Source organism: Micromonospora luteifusca (genome assembly GCF_016907275.1).
GTDB lineage: Bacteria > Actinomycetota > Actinomycetes > Mycobacteriales > Micromonosporaceae > Micromonospora > Micromonospora luteifusca.
In genome coordinates this window covers 388107-407667 of record NZ_JAFBBP010000001.1, presented here as the reverse complement: position 1 = coordinate 407667, position 19561 = coordinate 388107, and the positions used below count along the sequence as shown (strand labels likewise).

7 protein-coding genes are annotated in these 19561 nt (G+C 68.9%); all 7 read left to right on the top strand.

From position 1 onward, the window contains the following. Positions 1-27 precede the first annotated feature (27 nt). The 7 genes from JOD64_RS01815 (at position 28) to JOD64_RS01785 (ending at position 19529) form a co-directional block, all read left to right on the top strand. On the top strand, positions 28-3924 hold the full coding sequence (locus tag JOD64_RS01815) for an Eco57I restriction-modification methylase domain-containing protein (protein ID WP_204940573.1): 3897 nt from the start codon (positions 28-30) through the stop codon (positions 3922-3924). Beyond that, positions 3924-7766: a DISARM system helicase DrmA gene (gene drmA, locus JOD64_RS01810; RefSeq protein WP_204940572.1), complete on the top strand. Its 3843-nt coding sequence runs from the start codon at positions 3924-3926 to the stop codon at positions 7764-7766. The genes JOD64_RS01815 and drmA overlap by 1 nt, the downstream gene beginning before the upstream one ends. Then, complete coding sequence (drmB, locus tag JOD64_RS01805; RefSeq protein WP_204940571.1) at positions 7766-9664, top strand: MrfA Zn-binding domain-containing protein; 1899 nt, start codon at positions 7766-7768, stop codon at positions 9662-9664. The genes drmA and drmB overlap by 1 nt, the downstream gene beginning before the upstream one ends. Then, the gene (gene drmC / locus JOD64_RS01800) at positions 9661-10434 is read left to right on the top strand and encodes a DISARM system phospholipase D-like protein DrmC (protein WP_204940570.1); all 774 of its coding nucleotides are present in this window, start codon (positions 9661-9663) and stop codon (positions 10432-10434) included. The genes drmB and drmC overlap by 4 nt, the downstream gene beginning before the upstream one ends. Positions 10435-10443: 9 nt before the next feature. After that, a complete protein-coding gene (locus JOD64_RS01795; protein ID WP_204940569.1) occupies positions 10444-12420 on the top strand; it encodes an N-6 DNA methylase in 1977 nt (658 codons plus the stop codon). Between the two features lie 42 nt (positions 12421-12462). Next, a complete protein-coding gene (locus JOD64_RS33375) occupies positions 12463-14085 on the top strand; it encodes a serine/threonine-protein kinase (RefSeq protein WP_307813158.1) in 1623 nt (540 codons plus the stop codon). Positions 14086-14243: 158 nt separating this feature from the next. After that, entirely contained in the window at positions 14244-19529 is a 5286-nt protein-coding gene (locus JOD64_RS01785; protein ID WP_204940568.1) for a PDDEXK-like endonuclease domain-containing protein, read from the top strand. Positions 19530-19561: the final 32 nt, after the last annotated feature.

Genomic DNA, 19561 nt, shown 5'->3' with positions numbered 1-19561 from the left:
GTCAGCGGTCCGTTCCTCAGCCTGCCGGTGCTCCGCGCCACCTGGCCGACCCTCGATGCGCTCGACAAGAAGACCCGCGAGCGGCTGCGCCAGGAGCACGCCACCTGGCAGGCCGACACCGCCGAGGGCCAGCAGCCCTGGATCGGGTACGTGCTTGGTGACCTGCTCGGCTGGGGCGACACCCTGCACACCGAGGGCCTCGACGCGCTCGCGCACACCGTTGCCGAGCACGACACCGAACTGCGCCCGTCGTTTGCGCTCGTCGAGCCGGGCGAGGAGATCAAGCCCGACACCGTACGGATGCTGGGCATGATCTGTCCGGCCGGCAGCCAGCCGACCGCCCGGATTCGTGATTCCGCTTGGGCGGCGACCCCGGTCGACCGGCTCGCCAACCTGTGCCGGCACCACAACATCGAGCTGGGCCTGGTCACCGACGGCCGCTGGTGGACGCTGGTCTGGGCACCGCGCGGCGGCGTCACCACCACGGCCGTCTTCGACGCGGTGGCGTGGCCCGAGGCCGCCGAGCGCGACGTGGTTCGCGCGTTCACCTCGCTACTGTCCCGGCACCGGTTTTTCGGCGTCCCCGATACCGAGCGGCTGGTGCCGCTGCTGCGAGCCAGCCTCGGCAGCCAGGAGGAGATCACCGAAGCGCTCGGCGTCCAGGTCCGTCAGGCCGTCGAACTGCTGGTGGCCGCGATGGGTCGCACCGACGTCCGGGACCGGGAGCTTGGCGGGCGCGGCCTCCAGGACGTTGACGCGCACGACGTCTACCGGGGCGCTGTCTCCGTCATGATGCGGATCGTCTTCCTGCTCTTCGCCGAGGAGCGCAAGCTGCTCCCCGCCGACAACGAGCTGTATGTGAAGGCGTACTCGGCGGGGCGGCTCTGCGCCGAGCTTGAGCAGCGGGTCATCGAGGGCAGCGAGGAGGACCTGGAGCACAGCTCGGCAGCCTGGCACCGGCTGCTCGCCCTCTTCAACGCCGTCTACCGCGGCGTTGACCACCCCCGGCTTACCATGCACGGCCACGATGGTTCGCTCTTCGACCCGGAGGCCGCCCCGTGGCTGCCGCTGACCATCGACGACCGGACCGTGCTGCACATGCTCCGCGCCGTGCAGTACGTCGAGATCGGCACCGGTCGGTCCCGGGAGCGCCGCACGATCAGCTTCCGCGCCCTCGACGTCGAGCAGATCGGGTACGTCTACGAGGGCCTGCTCTCTTTCGAGGGCTTCCGGGCCGAGGACGTGACGGTCGGGCTGGTCGGCAAGGAAGGGCTGGAGGAGGAGGTCGCGCTCGTCGACCTGGAGGCTCTGGCCGAGCGGGCGTCCGACGTGCCGGCGCTGGCCAAGGCGCTCGCCGAGAAGTACAAGGACTCGAAGATCGGCTCGGTTGCGGCGCTGACCAAGCGGCTGGCACCGCTCGAAGGGGTGGAGCGCGAGGAGGCCCGCAAGAAGCTGCTCGCGGTGACCGGCGGCGACTACCCGCTATCCGAGCGGCTGCTGCCGTTCACCGCGGTCATCCGTGAGGACCTGCGGGGTCTGCCCGTGGTGATCCTGCCCGGTGCGCTCTTCGTCACCGAGTCGGCGCTGCGCCGCAACACCGGTACCCACTACACGCCGCGCTTCCTTGCTGAAGAGGTGGTCGAGGGGGCGCTGGAGCCGTTGGTCTACGAACCGGGGCCGTTGCAGACGGCCGACAAGTCGCAGTGGAAGCCGAAGTCCAGCAAGGAGATCCTCTCCCTCAAGGTCGCCGACATCGCCATGGGATCGGCGGCATTCCTGGTCGCTGCGGCTCGCTACCTGGCCGGCCACCTGATCGAGGCGTGGTCCCGGGAGGGGGACGGTCGAGCGCTTGCCTACCGGCAGCGTGGGGTCGACCGGCCGGTGGACACAGACGAGGACCCACTAGTGGTGGAGGCGCGGCGCCAGGTCATCGAGCACTGCCTCTACGGCGTCGACATCAACCCGATGGCCGTGGAGATGGCCAAGCTGTCGCTTTGGCTGGTCTCCATGGACTCGCAGCGCCCATTCACCTTCCTTGACGACCGGCTTGTCGCCGGGGACTCGCTGCTCGGCATCGGCAATGTGGTGACGCTGCCCGGGCAAGCCGGCCATGACCTGCGCCTCGATCGGGACCTGTCCCAGGCGCTTGGCCTGCGGCGGCGACTCGCCGCATTGCCAGACAACTTGGAGAACCTGGCAGAGAAGCGGCGGCTCCTCGACCAAGTGCGCGTGCTGCGGCGACGAGCCGACGTCTATGCCGACCTGGTCGTCGGTGCATCGCTCGCCTCAATGAAGCGCGGCCAGGATCCGCGCAGCGCCGCAGAGCGGGTCGGCGGCCTGGCCCAACGCCTGGTCCGCGACGGTGACCCGGAACCGCTTGTCGCGCAGGCCCGGTCGTGGCTGGCTCTCGATCGACCGGCCGGCGCGTTCGACCGGGAGCCGCTGCACTGGCCCCTGGAGTTTCCCGAGGTCTTTGCGCAAGGTGGCTTCGATGCCATCATCGGCAACCCGCCGTTCCTCGGCGGAAAAAAGATCAGCGGCCCGCTGGGTTCGGCCTACCGCGAGTACCTCGTCTCCGCGGTTGGACGGGGTGTGAAGGGAAACGCCGACCTGGTCGCCTACTTCCTGCTCCGGGCGCACGACCTGCTCAATCGGAGCGGGCAGACTGGATTGATTGCCACTAACACCCTGGCTCAAGGCGACACCCGCGAGGTTGGCCTCGATCAGATTGCGGCGGGCAAGGTAGAGATCCGAAAATCGATTAAGAGCAGGCCCTGGCCGTCCAGCTCGGCCGCGCTCGAGTTCTGTGCTGTGTGGACGAGTCGAAGATTGCTCGGCCCCGGGGCTAGCTGTGTCGCCGATGGAGTGGTTGTTCCTGGGATCACTACCTCACTAGAACCGATTTCGCGGGTATCCGGTCGAGCGGAGCGGCTAGCCGCCAGTGCCGGGATTGCGTATATCGGAAATCTCGTAAACGGAATTGGCTTCGCAATGTCCGACGATGAAGCAGCGGAACTGCTTGCATCGAGCCCGCGTAATGGTGAGGTTGTCTTCCGGTACCTCAATGGGCAAGACCTAAATTCGCGCCCCGATTTGTCCGCGAGTCGCTGGATCATTGACTTTCAGGGCAGCTCGTTTGAGGCTGCGTCACTCTATCCGGATTGTTTGGACCGGCTTCGAAGGCTCGTGAAGCCATCGCGGGACAAGCTTCCTGAATCTAAGCGGGCTACTCGCCAGAAGTGGTGGCAATACGAGAAGTTGGCGCCTGGGCTCCGTGCCGCAATAGTGGGGCTGGAGCGGGTGGTTGCGATCACGCTCGTGAGCAAGGCGGTCATGCCGGTGATGGTGCCCACCGGACAGGTTTTCGCGCATAAGTTGGCAGTTTTCGCAACGGACGATACGGCGATGTTGGCGTTGCTATCGAGCGCGCCGCACTACTGGTGGGCGGTCAGCCATGGGTCGACACTGGAGACGCGGGTCAACTATTCGCCGTCGGACGTGTTCGAGACGTTCGCATTGCCGGAGCTGACGCCCGAGCTGCGGATGCTCGGCGGCCGGCTCGACACGCATCGCCGGGACGTAATGCTCGGTCGGCAGGCCGGCCTGACGGCCACGTACAACCTCGTCTTCGACCAGGCCTGCCAGGACGAGGACATCGTGGAGCTGCGGCGCATCCACCGCGACATCGACGTGGCGGTGTGCCGCGCGTACGACTGGGACGATCTGGTGGCGGAAGGCCTAGACCACGGCTTTCACACGGCCGGCGCCTACACCCGCTACACCATCGGCCCTGCCGTCCAGCGCGAGATCCTCGACCGGCTGCTGGAGCTGAACCACCAGCGCTACGCCGAAGAGAACGCAAAGGGCCTGCACGACAAAAAGGCGGGCCGCAAGGGGAAGTCCACCGAAGGGACGTTGTTCTGATGGTCGACGTACAGGGTGGCCTTTTCCCCCATCCGCGCGGCGAGCAGCAGGCACTTTCCCTGACTGGTAGCGACGACGCCAACCAAGCCGCGCTGGTCCCGTCACTCGACGTACCGCAGGCGTTCCCCGAGGCGACGTCATACCAGGTGCGCGACGAGCTGGAGGAGCTGATCAGTCGGGATCTGCTCGGCCCGTGGGACGGGGAGCACGAGGAGTTCCGGCCCGGGGCGATGGGCCCGCGCGAGCGCTACCTCGTCGGCATGCTCGGTCCGAAGCAGCGTCCGCGCTCCGACCGCCGCGAGGCGGCCGAGGTGGCGGACGTGGACGCCGCCGTCCAGGGGGACGGCGCGGAGGCCGAGCTGCCGGAGGTCGTCGCCCCGCAGAACCTGGGCAAGATGTGGGCCTCGTCCATGGGCCTGTCCTTCGCCGTCCCCGGCGACGTCGACGTGCTGACCGTGACCGCCGAGTGGGGCCGCTACGACCTGCGCGAGTCCGAGGACGAGAAGGGCAAGAAGCGCCGGGTCTGGTACCGCGAGCCGGTGTCGTACCGCAAGGAGGTGCGCCTCGACAGCGAGTCGTCCTACCGAATGCCGCTGACGGTGTCGGACGAGGACGAGCCGGGCGTGCACCTGGCTGTCGAGGTCCGGCCGCGCGACGGCCGCCGGGTGGTGCAGCTCGCGCTAATAAATACCCAGAAGGAAGCGACCAGCAACGGCGACACGACCTGGTTGTTCCAGGCCGCCCTCACCGTGACCGCGCTGGATGGTGCCGCCGCCGTCTTCCTGCCGATCGACGACCCGCTGGACGGGGTGCAGGGCGTCGGTGACGACCTGGAGGAGACGCACCTGCGACTGCTCTACCGGTCGCAGCGCCGCTACGCCTCCGGCCGCAACGTCGCCGTCCACCCGTCGGTGCGTGAGGACGAGCGGTGCGCGTATCAGCTCGCGACCATCTGGCTGCCCACCCACAATGTGCCGGCGACCGTCGCTCAGGTTGGCAAGGACAGCGGCCTGGCCGGCGTGGAACTGTCCATGGACGCCCTCGCCACCGCTGACATCGACCGGCTGCGAACCCGGCTCGCGCCACTGGCCGATGGGTACGAGGACTGGCTGGATGACGAGGAAGCCAAGATTCCTGGCCTGCCGGAGCCGCTGCGTCCAGCCGCCGTGACCGCCGTATTCAACGCGCGCCGCGCGGCCGAGCGGATCCGGGCTGGCATCGCGCTGCTCACCGATCCGGAGACCGAGAAGCACGCCGACGCCATCGCCGCCTTCCGTTTCGCCAACGAGGCGATGGCGCTGCAACGTCGACACAGCGAGGTTGCCCGGCTCCGCGAGGAGCAGAACCTGTCGTACGCCGATGCCAAGGCTGCCATCGACGCACGCGGCGCCGCAACTGCCTCTTGGCGGCCGTTCCAGCTCGCGTTCGTACTGCTGAATCTGCCGTCGATCACCGACCCGGCGCATCCGGAGCGGGCCGCCGACCGGGACGCGACCGTCGACCTGCTCTTCTTCCCCACCGGTGGTGGCAAGACGGAGGCCTACCTCGGGCTGACCGCCTTCACCTTCGCGATCCGCCGTCTCCAGGGGGCGGTCGGTGCCGGTGCGGACGCCCGTAGCGGCGCGGGCGGTGTGGCCGTGCTGATGCGGTACACGCTGCGGCTGCTCACCGCGCAGCAGTTCCAGCGGGCCGCCGCCCTGGTCTGCGCCGCCGAGGTGCTGCGTCGGCAGGCGGAGCAGACCTGGGGTGCGGAGCCATTCCGGATCGGGCTCTGGGTCGGTGGCGGGGTGTCGCCGAACTGGTTCACCGAAGCCTCCGAGCAGATCGCAGAGGCGCGTGAGGCCGGCAGCGGCAAGTTCACCAACGTCCTGCAGACGTTGAGCTGCCCGTGGTGCGGGTCGAAGCTGCGCGCCGAGCGTGACCTGACCGTCCGCGAGGACGAGCGGCGGGTCCTGGTCTTTTGCCCCGAGGCTGAAGGCGCGGAGGCCTGCCCGTTCTCTCGCACCCGCTCCACCGAGGGCCTGCCGATCCTCACCATCGACGAGGAGATCTACCGGTACGCCCCCAGCCTGGTCATCGCTACCGTCGACAAGCTCGCCCAGCTGCCCTGGCGAGGCTTCGCTGGGATGCTCTTCGGCCGGGTCCGGGAGCGCTGCCCTCGACACGGCTACCGGCACGACGACCTCGACGCGAAGACCGGTTGCGGTGCCCGGCACAACAAGAAGGGCAAACTGCCGGCTGTCACCAGCGAGCCGGTCGTCCGGCTGCGCCCGCCGGACCTGATCATCCAGGACGAGCTGCACCTCATCTCCGGTGCGCTCGGCACCATCGTCGGCCTGTTCGAGGCGGCCGTCGACCAGCTCTGCACCTGGTCGCTGCCGGGCGGCCGTGAGGCCGGGCCGAAGATCGTGGCGTCCACGGCGACCACCAAGCGGGCCCGGGAGCAGGTGCTCGGCGTCTTCGGCCGACAGCTCGCCGTCTTCCCGCCACCGGTCATCGACATCACCGACACGTTCTTCAGCCGGCAGGTGCCGGTCACCGTGCAGAACCCCGGTCGCCGCTACCTGGGCATCTGCGCGCACGGGGTCCGGATGAAGTCGGCGGAAATCCGCGTCTCGGAGATCCTGCTCATCGCCGGGCAGACCCTCTTCGACACGTACGGGCAGCCGGCCGACCCGTACATGACCAGCGTCGGCTACTTCAGCGCCACCCGCGAACTGGCCGGCATGCGCCGTCTCCTCGACGACCAGGTCACCACCCGCGTCCGCAGCCACGGCCGGCGCAAGGGCCTCTCCGACCGGATCGCCGGCACGCAGATGCTCAACGTGCAGGAACTCACCTCCCGGGTCTCCTCCGCCGACATCAGCGAGGTGCTCAAGCGGCTGGAGAACGGCTTCGACCCGGAGCTCGACACCACTGCCCGACGGCGGGCCGTGCTGGAGGACATGCGGGACGCGTTCAAGGCCAAGACCGCGTCGAACCCGAAGCTGTCGCTGCACCCGGTCACCCAGAGCTTCTACCAACGGCAGGACGAGAACCGGGTACCGGTCGACGCGGTGCTCGCCACCTCGATGCTCCAGGTCGGCGTCGACGTGTCCCGCTTCGGCCTGATGGTCGTCACCGGGCAGCCGAAGAACACCGCCGAGTACATCCAGGCCTCCTCCCGGGTCGGCCGCGACGCGAAGCGGCCCGGTCTGGTGGTCACCCTCTACAACTGGACCAGGCCGCGGGACCTGGCTCACTACGAGGACTTCGAGTATTACCACGCCACCTTCTACCGTCAGGTGGAGGCGCTCTCGGTCACCCCGTACACCCGACGGGCGCTGGATCGGGGCACCACCGCGACCCTCGTCGCGGCCGTGCGCAACGGCGAGGACAGCTTCTCCCGCAACACCGATGCCCACGACGTGCCGCTCGACGGCCCGGAGGTGCAGCGGGTCATCGACCGGCTGCTGGCCCGCGCCGAGGCGATCAGTGGGACGCGCGGGCGCGAGTACCTACAGGAGCGGATCAACCGGCTCCGCGACGATTGGAACAAGAAGAAGACCGGCTCGTCCCGACTCGGCTACTCGGAGGGGACGTTCAAGCAGCAGAAGCTGGATGGTCTGCTGACCGTGGCCGGTGGCGGGCGGTGGACCGGCCTGACGGTCGGGCAGTCCATGCGGGAGACCGAGAACGAGATCAACCTGGTGCTGCCCGCCGGCGGGGAAATCTTCAACCCGCAGTACGGGACGCCGGAGTGGTCCTTCGGTCCGCAGACCGACAGCAAACGGGCCGAAGATCTGCCCGACGGGGATGAGCTGGGCGAATCGACGCTGACCGGGAAGGGCAAGGGCAACTGATGGCCGCCAACTACTTCCGGCGGGTCGGCGCCGTCCGCCCCAGCCACCTGATGTTCACCACCGGGGTCGGCTCGATCGTCGACCTGCCCAATTTCTCCGTTCTGGTCCGAGGCCTCGACGACTGGAACTACTCGGTCGTGCCCGACTGGGAGGAGATCGTGGAACCTCGACTGCTCGCCGCCGTGCGGGCCCTGGGGTTGCGTTCGGTCAAGGAACTGCGTCCGGCACCGTGGCTGGATGGCACCGACCGAGATCCGACCGGCCCGGCCGGCCGCGTCGGTGTGCCGATCACGCCATTCCCCGGCTGGCTGCGCTGCACCGCCTGCGACGATCTGGCGCCGATCGACTCGAATGTCTTCGGCTTCGAGAACTCCAAGCCACGTAAACCGCACGAGGCCCGCTTCTTCCACACCGTGTGCAGCCGCAAAAAGTCCGGGCGTAAACCGATGGCGGTGGGTGCCCGGTTCGTGCTCGCCTGCACCGAAGGCCACCTCGACGACTTCCCGTACGCACACTTCGTCCACCAGGGCGGTGGCTGCCCCAACGCCAGCCATCCCAAGCTGAAGATGGACGACCGCGGCGGCAACCTGGGCGCCAACGTCGAGATCAAGTGCGCCCCCTGCGGTGCCCGCCGCAACATGAAGGAGGTCCTCGGTCCGCGCGGCGCGGAGAAGCTTCCCCGCTGCCGTGGCCGTCGGCCGCACCTCGGCGACTTTGACCCGAAGGGCTGCGGCGGTGCCGAGCTGAAGCTCCTGGTCGTCGGCGCGTCCAATCAGTGGTTCGCGCAGACCCTCTCCGCTCTGGCCGTGCCGCGCACCGGGGCCAGCGAACTCCAGGTCAAGGTGGAACAGCACTGGGCCGCACTGGAGGGCGTTCCTAACGTGGACATGCTGCCGTACCTGCGGACGGTCGTGCCGGCATTCCGCGAGTTGGAACGGTGGAGCGACCAGGAGATCTGGGCGGCGATCGAGCGGCACCGCACCGGTGCCAAGGGCGACGAGGAGGAGAAGGGCTACCCCGACCTGCGTACGCCGGAGTGGGAAATCTTCTCCGCCGGCCACCTACCGCCGGCCACGGACGACTTCACCCTCCGCCGTGACTCCGACGGGGTGCCTGGTGAGCTGAAGAACGTCTACGCCGACGTGATCCAGGCCGAACGGCTGCGGGAGGTCCGCGCACTGGTCGGCTTCACTCGACTTGACTCGCCCGACCCGGAAGACCCCGACCTCGTCACCCGCGCGTCGCTGTCCAAGGGGGCGGCGACCTGGGTGCCGGCCAGCGAGGTACGCGGCGAGGGCATCTTCCTGCGCCTGCCGGAGGACCTGCTCGCCGCCTGGGAGCAGCGGATCGAGTACACCGAGGTCATGCAGGAACACCGGGACGCGTACGCCCGGTTCCGCAAGAACCGCTACTCCGGCCGGATCGCCGGACCGTTCGACCCGATGCACCTCTGGCCGGGGGAGCGCTACATCGCCTTGCACACCCTGTCCCACCTGCTGATCCGCACCATCTCCCTCGAATGCGGATACAGCTCGGCGAGTCTCTCCGAACGGATCTACTCCGGGACCGAGGCTGACCCGCAGCGCGCCGGCATCCTCATCTACACCGCCGTACCGGACGCCGAGGGCACTCTTGGTGGGCTGGTGTCGCTGGCCGAGCACGACTCGCTGGTACGGCTCACCCGGCGGGCGCTGTCCGACGCCCTGCACTGCTCGTCGGACCCGCTCTGCGCGGAACGGCTGCCCCAGGACCCGGCGGACTTCCTGCACGGAGCCGCCTGCCACGTCTGCCTGTTCGTGTCGGAAACGACCTGCGAACGCGGCAACCGGTTCCTGGACCGGCGGTTCGTCGTACCGATCGGCAAGCCGGAGCTGGCGCTCTTCCCTGAGCTGCCATGAGCTGGCGTCCGGCGTTCGAGGCGGCGGCCGAGGCCGCGGTGAACCGGCTCGGGCCGGGACACCTGCGGGTGCTGGCCGACCGCCTCGGTGACGGCTCGCCCGAGCAGTCCGTTCGCCACGCCGTCCCGGTCCCCGGTTTCGCCGAGGCGGCCGGGGCGGTGCTGGCCGCGCAGCGCGCTTCGGGGTTGCCAGGTGTCGAGGCGGCCGCCTATTTGCGTGGCCTGGCCGCCGGGCACGCGCAGCGGTCCGCCGCGGTGCGAATCGAGTCGGTGTGGAGTGGACCGAGCACCCATCCGGTGCCGGTCCGTGCCACCGCGCAGGTGCTGGTCGATCTGGTCGCGGAGGCCCACGCCGAACTGCTGCTCATGACGTACTCCGCCAAGCCTTACCCGCCGCTGCTGGCCGCCCTGACCACGGCGGTCGGGCGGGGTGTGGCCGTGACCGTCGTGGTCGAGACCCTGGCCGGGGCCCGCGGCGCATTGAACGGTGCGGAACCCGCCGCCGCCTTCGCTAGCCTGCCCGGCGTGCAGGTGTGGCACTGGCCGGTCGAGCGCCGGGCCGAGGACAGCGCCAAGATGCACGCGAAGATTGCCGTCGCCGATCGCAAAGTACTGCTGGTGTCCAGCGCCAACCTCACCCAGTCCGGGGTCAACCGCAACATCGAGGCGGGCCTGCTCGTGCACGGTGGGACCGCACCGCAGCGGGCCGCCGAGCACATCGCCGAGCTGCAGACTCGGGGCGTGCTGACCCGGCTGCGGTCGGCGAGCTGAGGAGCGGAGATGGATCTACCCGCAGCGCGGAACGCCGCCACCGTCGCGGTGGGCGACATTGCGCGCCTCACTGATGTCGGCCGGGCGGCGGTCAGCAACTGGCGGCGGCGGTTCCCCGACTTTCCGACGCCCGTCGGCGGCAGCTCCGCGAGCCCGCTCTTCGCGCTCGACGACATCGAGAAGTGGCTGACCCGGCACGACAAGCCGTTCGAGGTCACCCCCTCCGATCGGGTCTGGCAGCTGCTGCGCGGCGCGTCCACCGACCTGGAACTGGGTGGCCGGATCGGTCACCTCGGCGCGTTTCTGGTCTTCCTGGCTCGGAATCCGGGCCGGTGGAAGTCGCTCGCCGGGCAACCGGACTTTGCGCTGGTGCGTTGCCTGTCCGAGCAGATGCGTGCGGCCGAACCGGAGTTGGCTGACCTGCTCGTCGCCCAGGCCGATCACGGCGCTGCGGCCATCGTGCGGCTGACCGCCGCAGCGGCCAGGGTGGACGGGCACCGGGCTGTCTTCGACTTCCTCTGCGAGCGGTACCGGGAGGTTCACTCCCGCCGGCACAGCGTCACGCCGGCGCCCGTCGCCGCCCTCATGGTCGCGCTCACCGCCTCGTCGGGGGACCGTCTACTCGATCCGGCGTGCGGAATCGGTACCCTGCTGCTCGCTGCCGACACCGCCCGCACAGGCCAGGTTTGCGGCCAGGAGGTCGACCGGACGGCGGCCTGTATCGCACTGGCCCGGCTTCTGCTGCACGGCAGTGACGCCCGCGTGGCAGTTGCGGATTCCCTGGGCTGCGACGCCTACTCTGGTGAGCTGTTCGACGCGGTTGTCTGCAATCCGCCGTTCGGGGATCGGTCCTGGGGGCACGACGACCTGGCGGGCGATCCACGCTGGGAGCACGGCCTCCCGCCGCGTGGGGAACCCGAGCTGGCCTGGGTGCAGCATTGCCTTGCGCATGTCCGGCCGGGCGGGCGGGTGGCGATCCTCATGCCAGCCGCGGCGGCTTCACGACGCTCCGGTCGGCGGATTCGAGCCAGCCTCCTTCGCGCCGGTGCGTTGTGCGGGGTGATCAGCCTGCCGCCGACGGGGCCGGCCGGCGCGGTCACGTCAGACCTGTGGTTGCTGAGGCGCGGCGTCGACGTCACCCGACCGCGTGACGTTCTGGTCGTCGATGCGCGGGCCGAGCCCGGGCTCGCTGAGCTGGCCTGGCGGGCGTACTTCTCGGGATCCGAACTGCCAACCGGGAGCCGGGCGGTGCCGATCGTCGACCTGCTGGACGGCGATGTCGACCTTACCCCGGCCATGCACGTGGCTGCGGCCGACGCATCGGAGCCGGCTTTTCCGCCCGTGCTGGAGTCCCTGCGCGTTGCTGCCGCGCAGCTGGTGCCGACCCTGCCGAAGCTGACCGTCTCCCCACCTGTCGGGGGGCGCGCGATGACGACCATCGGCGAGCTGACCAGGGCGGGTGCCGTGACGATCCGGCAGGCTCCGATGTCGATGTCCAGCGCCGAGGACGGCCCCGCGTCGGTGATGACCGCCCGGGACGTACGCCTGGGACGTCCGCCGTCCGGGACGGCCAGGAACTTCCCCGGAGCGGTCATCCTGCAAGCTGGCGACGTGCTGGTGCCGTTGGCGCCGCGTACGCCGGCTGTCCACGTCGTCCGCGAGGACGGACCACTTCTGGGTCCCCGGCTATACCTGCTCCGGGTCGACCCGGAGCAGCTCGACCCGTACTTCCTGGCCGGGTTCCTGCGGAGCACGCAGCGCTGTGGCGGCTCCGGCGGTTCGTCACTCGCCGCCCGCTTCGACATCCGTCGCAGCCGGCTGCCCCGGCTGCCCGTAACCGAGCAGCGCCGGTACGGCGACGCGTTTCGGCAGTTGATGGCCTTCGAGGTGCGGCTGCGGGAGACGACGGCGCTCGGGGAGGAGCTCGTCGAGCGCGGATTTCAGGGCCTCGGTGACGAGAGCCTACGGCCGGCGGCGGCAGACTAGCCTGCCCATGCTGAGAGACGAGGAACGGAGCGGGGTGCCGAGGTGGGTGTGCTGATCAACGGCCGGTACGAGCTGGACGACCTGCCCATCGGCCGCGGCGGGATGGGCGAGGTGTGGCTCGGCCACGACACCAAACTCGACCGACAGGTCGCAGTCAAGTTCATCCGCTTTCCCGACGGCGAGCCGGACAAGGACTACATCCGTCGATTCGTCCGCGAGTCGCGGATCACCGCCCGCCTGGAACACCCCGGCGTGCCCGCCGTCTACGACGTGGGCACCCAGGAGGGCCGGCCATACCTGGTCATGCAGCGCATCCACGGGATCAGCGTCGCCGACCTGGTGGCCGAGCAAGGTGCCCTGCCCATCGGCTGGGCCACCGCGATCGCCGCCCAGGTCTGCGCCGTGCTCACCATTGCCCACGAGGCCTCGCTCGTGCACCGCGACCTCAAGCCGAGCAACCTCATGCTGCAGCCCGACGGGGCCGTGAAGGTGCTCGACTTCGGTCTCGCCGCCGCGCCCACCCTTTCGGACTTCTCGAAGATCACCGCAACCGGGTTGCCGCCTGGCACCCCCGCCTACATGGCACCCGAGCAGATCCAGACCAACATCAGCGGCCCCGCGACCGACCTCTACTCCCTCGGCTGCACCCTGCACGAGATGCTCACCGGCGACCGTCTTTTCAGCGGATCCACCTCGTTCGACGTCTGGAGCAAGCAGGTCAGCCAACCGCCACCGCCGGTGCGCGGCGTTCGCGACGAGGTGCCCGAGGCCTTGGAGGAGCTGCTGCTGCACCTGCTGCAGAAGCAGCCCGAGGACCGCCCCGCCGGCGCCCACATCGTCTATGACCAGTTGCTGCCGTATGCCACCGGACTGGGCCCGCTGCCGGGAGTGCTGCACCCGCCATCGACGACCAGCCCCACCCGGATGTACGGAACCGCGCTCAGCCGGGTGTTCATGCCCCCGCCATCAGCCCCGCCCGTGACTCCGCCGCCTGCCCCGGCGCCTCCGCAGCCCGACCCGCCGTCCCTGTTGACGACTCCACCATCTTCCGGCGGGTCCGTCCAGCCCGCCGCGCCGCCACAACCCCGTCAGGGTGCGCGTGTCGACCGCGATGCACTTCACCAGGCGCGGGACGAAGCGGCCCGGCTCGCCAGGACATCACGCCTCGGCCAAGCCGCGGAGCTGCTGACCGGAGCCGTCGAGTCAGCCGCGGCGACGCTCGGCACCACCGACGACGATGTCCTCCGCGCCCGGCTCGAACTGGCGGACGTGCTCTTCGATGCGGGGGACTACCGCCGGGCGGCGCCGACGTACGAGCAGCTCGCCGACGACATTGCCAGGCGGGATGGCAGGCACGCAGAATTCGCCCTGAAATGCCGGCTCCGGGGCGCCACCTGCCGTGCACTTTTCGGCGAGACCAGCGAGGCGCTGCGTCAGCTGGACGCGCTGCTCGGCGACGAGAGTGAGGCCTACGGCCCGGACGATCCACGCACCCTGGAACTACGTCGCCAGATCGGCCTGCTCCAACTCGGAGCTCGGCACTGGCCAGCCGCTGAAGCAACGCTACGTGACCTGCTGAAGGACTTGACTCGGCTGCGCGGCGCCACCCACCCCAGTGCCGTCGAAGTCGCCGAGCTGCTCTCGGGGCTGAGCCGCTCCCGGTGATCGGCGCCGCGAATCGCCAACGATCCTCCGTACGGCCCCTAGATCATCTCCGAATGACCGGCAGCGCACCCGGGAGACCGCACGTAAGTTCGAGCAGGCTCCAATGGGCGACGTCCGCATAGCTGTCCGGGCCCCAGTGCAACGAAGGGAACTATCTCTTGACCACCGCCCCAGCGAGCCGCCTCGATCGTGCGGTTCGACTGTTCGAGTTCCTGGCCCGGGCGCAGCAGTCCACCATCTCGGCGCCGCGTACCTACGACGGGTATGACCTGGCCTGGAGTCGTGATCTGCCGCGGCACGCGGCCGTGCATTTCGCGCACTGGGACGTGGAGCCTGAGCCTGGTGACGAGATCGGGCACATCGACCGGCTGGACCGGATACACCCGCCGACGCCCGGTCATGAACTCGCCCGCTGGCTGAGCGGTGGTGTCGACGATCCGGACGTCGTTCCCCACCTCGCCACTGAGATACCGGATCTGGAAGCCGATATGGCCGATCCGGAAGGGGATGACGACGTCCCGGCAGCAGCGGTCCTGCGGCTGGATGATCATCCGAAGGTCGAGGTGGCGTACCAGAATTGGTTGTCGGGCTGGACGTCCTGGGCGGAGCGCGAGCGCGTCGACCGGCCCGTACGGGAGGCGTACGCCGTTCTCTTCTCGATGCAGGCCGACGCGGCCAGCAATCCGGAAGAGAAGGAGCTGGTCCTGGCCGTTGGTTGCCTGTCGTGGAAACCCGATGGGCACCCGGCGGTGCGCCGGCACCTGATCACCACACCGGTCGCCATTGACCTGGACCCGGTCACCGGCACCCTGCATGTCAACGCCGTCGAGTCCCCCGACCCGCTTCGGCTTGAACTGGACATGCTGGATTCGCAGCTGACCAGCTCCCGACACATCGCCGACGTGCGCGAGTCAGCACGAACCTACGCCGAGCATCCGCTGAATCTGACCGCCATCGGTGAGCTCCTGCAGCGCGTCGCGCACAGCCTTGATCCGGATGCCAGCTATGTCGAGACGGAAAGCCCGGGCAGGGGCACTCCGGTCACGGCCGAGGTGGCCTTGGCACCCGCCGTCGTGCTGCGTCGGCGCAACCACGGACTCGCCGAGGTCTTGGAACGGATCCGCGAGCAGTTGATCGATTCACAGACCGTTCCAAGTGGCATCCTGCCGCTGGTTGATCCCGACTATCGGCCGCCGTCGGAGACTGATCCGACGCCCGGCGCTCTGGTGGCCGTGGACGACGAGATGTATCTGCCGCTTCCGGTCAACGAGAAGCAGCTGCAAGTCCTGCGGCAGGTCGATCGACACGCGCAGACCCTGGTGCAGGGGCCGCCCGGCACCGGCAAGACGCACACTGCGGCCGCGCTGCTGAGTCACCTGCTGGCGCAGGGCAAGCGGGTGCTGGTGACCGCGCAGACAGATCGCGCGCTCAAAGAGGTGCGGGCGAAGCTGCCGGAGGCGATTCGGCCGCTGTCGGTAGCGGTTGTCGGAGCCTCGCGCGAGGACATGGCCGACCTGAAAGTCGCGGTCAACACCATCTCCCAACAGGCCATCGACTTCGACGAGCAGCGGTCGGCCCAGAGCATCACGAGCCACGCCGACGCTATCGACGAGCTTCGCCGGCAGCGTGCCGAGCTGCACCGACGGATCGTCGATGTGCGATCAGCCGAGGTCACCCACCATGAACAGGGGAGGTACCGCGGCACGATCGCCGCGATCGCCTCCGCTCACCACGCGGATGAACCGGGGTACGGGTGGATCAGTGCGTGGGCGCCACCCCGTCCAACCGAGAAGGCGTCACTGACCACGCAGGAGATTGTCGAGTGGCTGCAGCTGTTGCGTGACGAGCTGCTGGTCGCCGACGAAGAGCAGGCGCGTGACACGTTGCCAGACCCAACGACACTCACCAGTTCAGCCGAATTCGCGGGAGCAGTCGCCGCAGAGACGCGGGCCCGTGCGGCCGATGCGGAATACGTCGGTCACCGGCAGCACTCTGCGTTCAACGCGATCCGGGCGATGCCGGCAACCGAGCGCGTTGAGCTGCAACAGAGCCTGCATCGTTTGGCCGGCACTGCCGACGATCTGGCCCGCCGCAGCGAAGCCTGGATGTCCGAGGCTCTAACCGACGTGATCTCGGATCGCGGACAGATCTGGCAGGAGCGCGCCAGACAGTTGCAGGACCTCGTCGATCAGGCGAAGCCACATGTGCAGCGCCTTGGCATCGCCGAAGTCGCCGCAACCGGACCCGAACTGGCTCCGCTGGTGTCGCTCGCGCAACACCTACGCCAGCACCTCTCCAGCGGCGGCAAAATCAAAGTTGCTGCGGACGGCAGCCCGACCCTGGGTGTGCTCACTGCCAGGCCAGTCAAGGCGGCCCGCGACCTCTTCGCCCACGTACGCGTCGACGGACATCCACCTGCGACAGTGGAGGCGCTTGACCGCTTCCTCGCCTGGGCGGAAGCGACCCGGCTGCTGAGCGGGCTCGACCGCGCCTGGCCCGCCACGGTCAGGATCCCGCCGGAAGACACCCCGCAAGAGCGGCTCAGCTGGCATGTCACCGAGCTTGGCCAGCTACATCGCGTTTTATCGCTCGGCGCCGCGCTCAGCGAGCAGGATCGCCGACTCGTGGCGCTTCGGCTGCCGCGCCCGCAGTGGGCGGACGTCATCGCCGTCCGTGCCTACGCCTCGCTGGTCGACGCGGCTGACGCCGAAGACCGGCTGAACCGTGCCCGAGCCGCAGTCGAGGCCGCTGCCGAGGCCGCTACCCGCCTTGTACACGAGCCATTCGCCGCGCCGGTGCTGATCACCTTGGAAAAGGCGGTGACCGATCGCGACGTGGCCACGTACGCGTCCGCGGTCCACCGGGTCCAGCGTCTGGTGCAGGTCCGGGGCATGGTTCGCCGCCGCGATGAGCTGGCTTCGCGCCTGCGGCACGATGCCCCCCGACTACACGATGCGATCGTCGCGGACCCGGGTGACCACGCCTGGGAAGGCCGCCTGACCGCCTGGGAAGGCGCATGGGCCTGGGCCGTCACCGCCGCGTGGATCGCCGACCGGCAGGTCGCGGACCTCAACCGCCTGCAGGCTGAGACGAGCGAGACCGAGCGCCAGATCCGCCACCACGTCGAGGAACTGGCCGCAGCACGCGCCTGGCGGCACGCCGCCGCACCGCAACGGATTAGCGGCTCGGCCCGGGCCAACCTGCAACAGTACGGGCAACTGGTGCGCCGGCTCGGCAAGGGCACCGGCAAGTACGCGCCCCAGCGACGCGCCGAGATCCGCCAGGCCATGGACCGCTGCCGCCCTTCCGTGCCGGTCTGGATCATGCCGATCTACCGGATCGCCGAACAGCTGCAGGTGCGGCCCGACATGTTCGACGTCGTGGTCGTTGACGAGGCGTCCCAGGCCGGATTGGCTGCCACTTTCTTGCAGTACCTTGCTCCCAAGATCGTCGTCATCGGGGACGACAAGCAGGTGTCCCCGAGCGCGGTCGGTGTGGACCAGCAGCATCTGCGGAATCTCGCGGCGCAGTACCTCCACGACGATCCGTATCGCGCCTCCTGGCAGGACCCGCAACGTAGCCTCTTCGACGAGGCCAAGATGCGATTCAGTGGGCTCATCCCGTTGACGGAGCACCGTCGTTGCGTCCCGGAGATCATCAATTTCTCCAACCGGATCGCGTATGAGCCGGAGAACATCCGGCTCATACCGGTTCGTCAGTACGGCGCCGATCGCCTCGAACCGATTAAGCCTGTGTTCGTCGAGGACGGGTACGTGCGCGGCACCACCGGAAAGATCAACCAGCCGGAGGCTGAAGCGGTCGTCGAACGGATCGTCGCCTGCTCCGCGGATCCCCGTTACGACGGCCGCACCTTTGGAGTGATCTCGTTGCAGGGCCCGCATCAGGCGAAATTGATCGAGCGTCTGCTGTTGGAACGCCTCGACCCGGCCGAGTGGGAACGTCGTGAGTTGCGTTGCGGCGACTCCGCTGACTTCCAGGGCTCTGAGCGCGATGTCATGTTCCTCAGCATGGTCGCCGCCATGGAGCCGGGCGCGCGAATGTTCTCCGCGACCGCGGAGATGTACGTGCAGCGCTACAACGTCGCCGCCTCCCGGGCCAAGGACCAGATGTGGGTGTTCCACTCGATCCGACCCAGTGACCTCGGTAACCCCGCCGACCTCCGTCACCAGTTGCTGGACTACTGCTACGGAGTGGCGAACCGTCCCGTCGAGCATGACGGCGTGGTGCTGCCGACCGACGTGCCCGAGGACCGTCGCGTTGTCCCGTTCGACTCGCTCTTCGAGCAGCGGGTCTACAACAGGATCGTGGGGCACGGATACACGGTCGTACCCCAGTACGAGGCGCTTGGCTACTCGATCGACCTGGTAGTGGTCGGCCCGCACAGCAGACTCGCTGTCGAGTGCGACGGCGATGCCTGGCATGGACCCGACCGGTACGAGGCCGACATGGCTCGGCAACGAGAGTTGGAGCGCTGCGGTTGGGAGTTCTTCCGGATCCCACAGTCGGCGTTCGCTGTCGACGAGGCGGCTGTGCTGCAGGAACTGTGGGCGGCCTTGAACCGACGCGGAATACGCCCAGCAGGAGCGGCTGAGCCAGACGCACCGGCCGACGATGCCCCCGCGAGCCTGTCCGAGCTACCTCCTCCAGCCGCCCCGACCGGGGACGTCGAGGAGACCGTCGCCTCGCCCTGGTCGGGTTCCGGCATCGGTACCTCCCGGACCGTGACGCAGGCCAGGACAAGTTCCGCGCAAGAGCCTGGAGCTGACGTGGTGACGTACACCGAGCGCCCGGCTGCTTCACCGCCGCAGGCGTTCGCGTTCGCCCCAGTCGTTGTGGAGGCCTCCGATCCTGCAGTGGCGGACACCTCTGGGTACTACGCCAGCGCCGCCCGGGCAGAGCCGTCTCTACTCGAACCGTACGAGGCATTTGAGGGTTCGGCACCCCGCGCGGCTGAACCGGCCCCACTCGGCATGCGTGAAGCCGTGCTCGCCATAGTGGCGTGCGAGGGCCCGATGCTCGGCGAACGCCTGCAGACCGCATACGTGCGTGCAGCCGGTGGTCAACGTGTCGGCCGTGCGGCGGCTAGCGCGGTCAACAAGGTGATCAGCTCAGCTGTGCGGCGCGGACTGCTGGTAGAGGAGAACCCACTCCGGGAAGCCGGAGTTCAGCCCCGGACGTACCGTTTGCCGCACCAGCCTCCGGCGGTGCCGCGAGTCCTCGGCCCGCGTGCCCTCGATGAGGTGCCACCAGCGGAGTTGGCGGTGGTCATGGCAGTTCACGCTGAGGACCTCGGCTGGAGTAATCCGGAACACGTCTACCGGGCGACGTTGCAGACCTACGGCCGAAAAGCCTTGACCGAGGTGGCCGCGGTCCGCTTGGCGAAGGTTGCATCCCTGGCACGTGCGCTCACGGATGAGTCGTAGCTGGGACAACGCGCTGCCGGGTGCTGGTCGAC

Bases quoted from the DNA above. Each gene is read 5' to 3' on its own strand.
- drmA (WP_204940572.1), top strand. From the start codon at position 3,924: ATGGTCGACGTACAGGGTGGCCTTTTCCCCCATCCGCGCGGCGAGCAG.
- drmB (WP_204940571.1), top strand. From the start codon at position 7,766: ATGGCCGCCAACTACTTCCGGCGGGTCGGCGCCGTCCGCCCCAGCCAC.
- drmC (WP_204940570.1), top strand. From the start codon at position 9,661: ATGAGCTGGCGTCCGGCGTTCGAGGCGGCGGCCGAGGCCGCGGTGAAC.
- JOD64_RS01795 (WP_204940569.1), top strand. From the start codon at position 10,444: ATGGATCTACCCGCAGCGCGGAACGCCGCCACCGTCGCGGTGGGCGAC.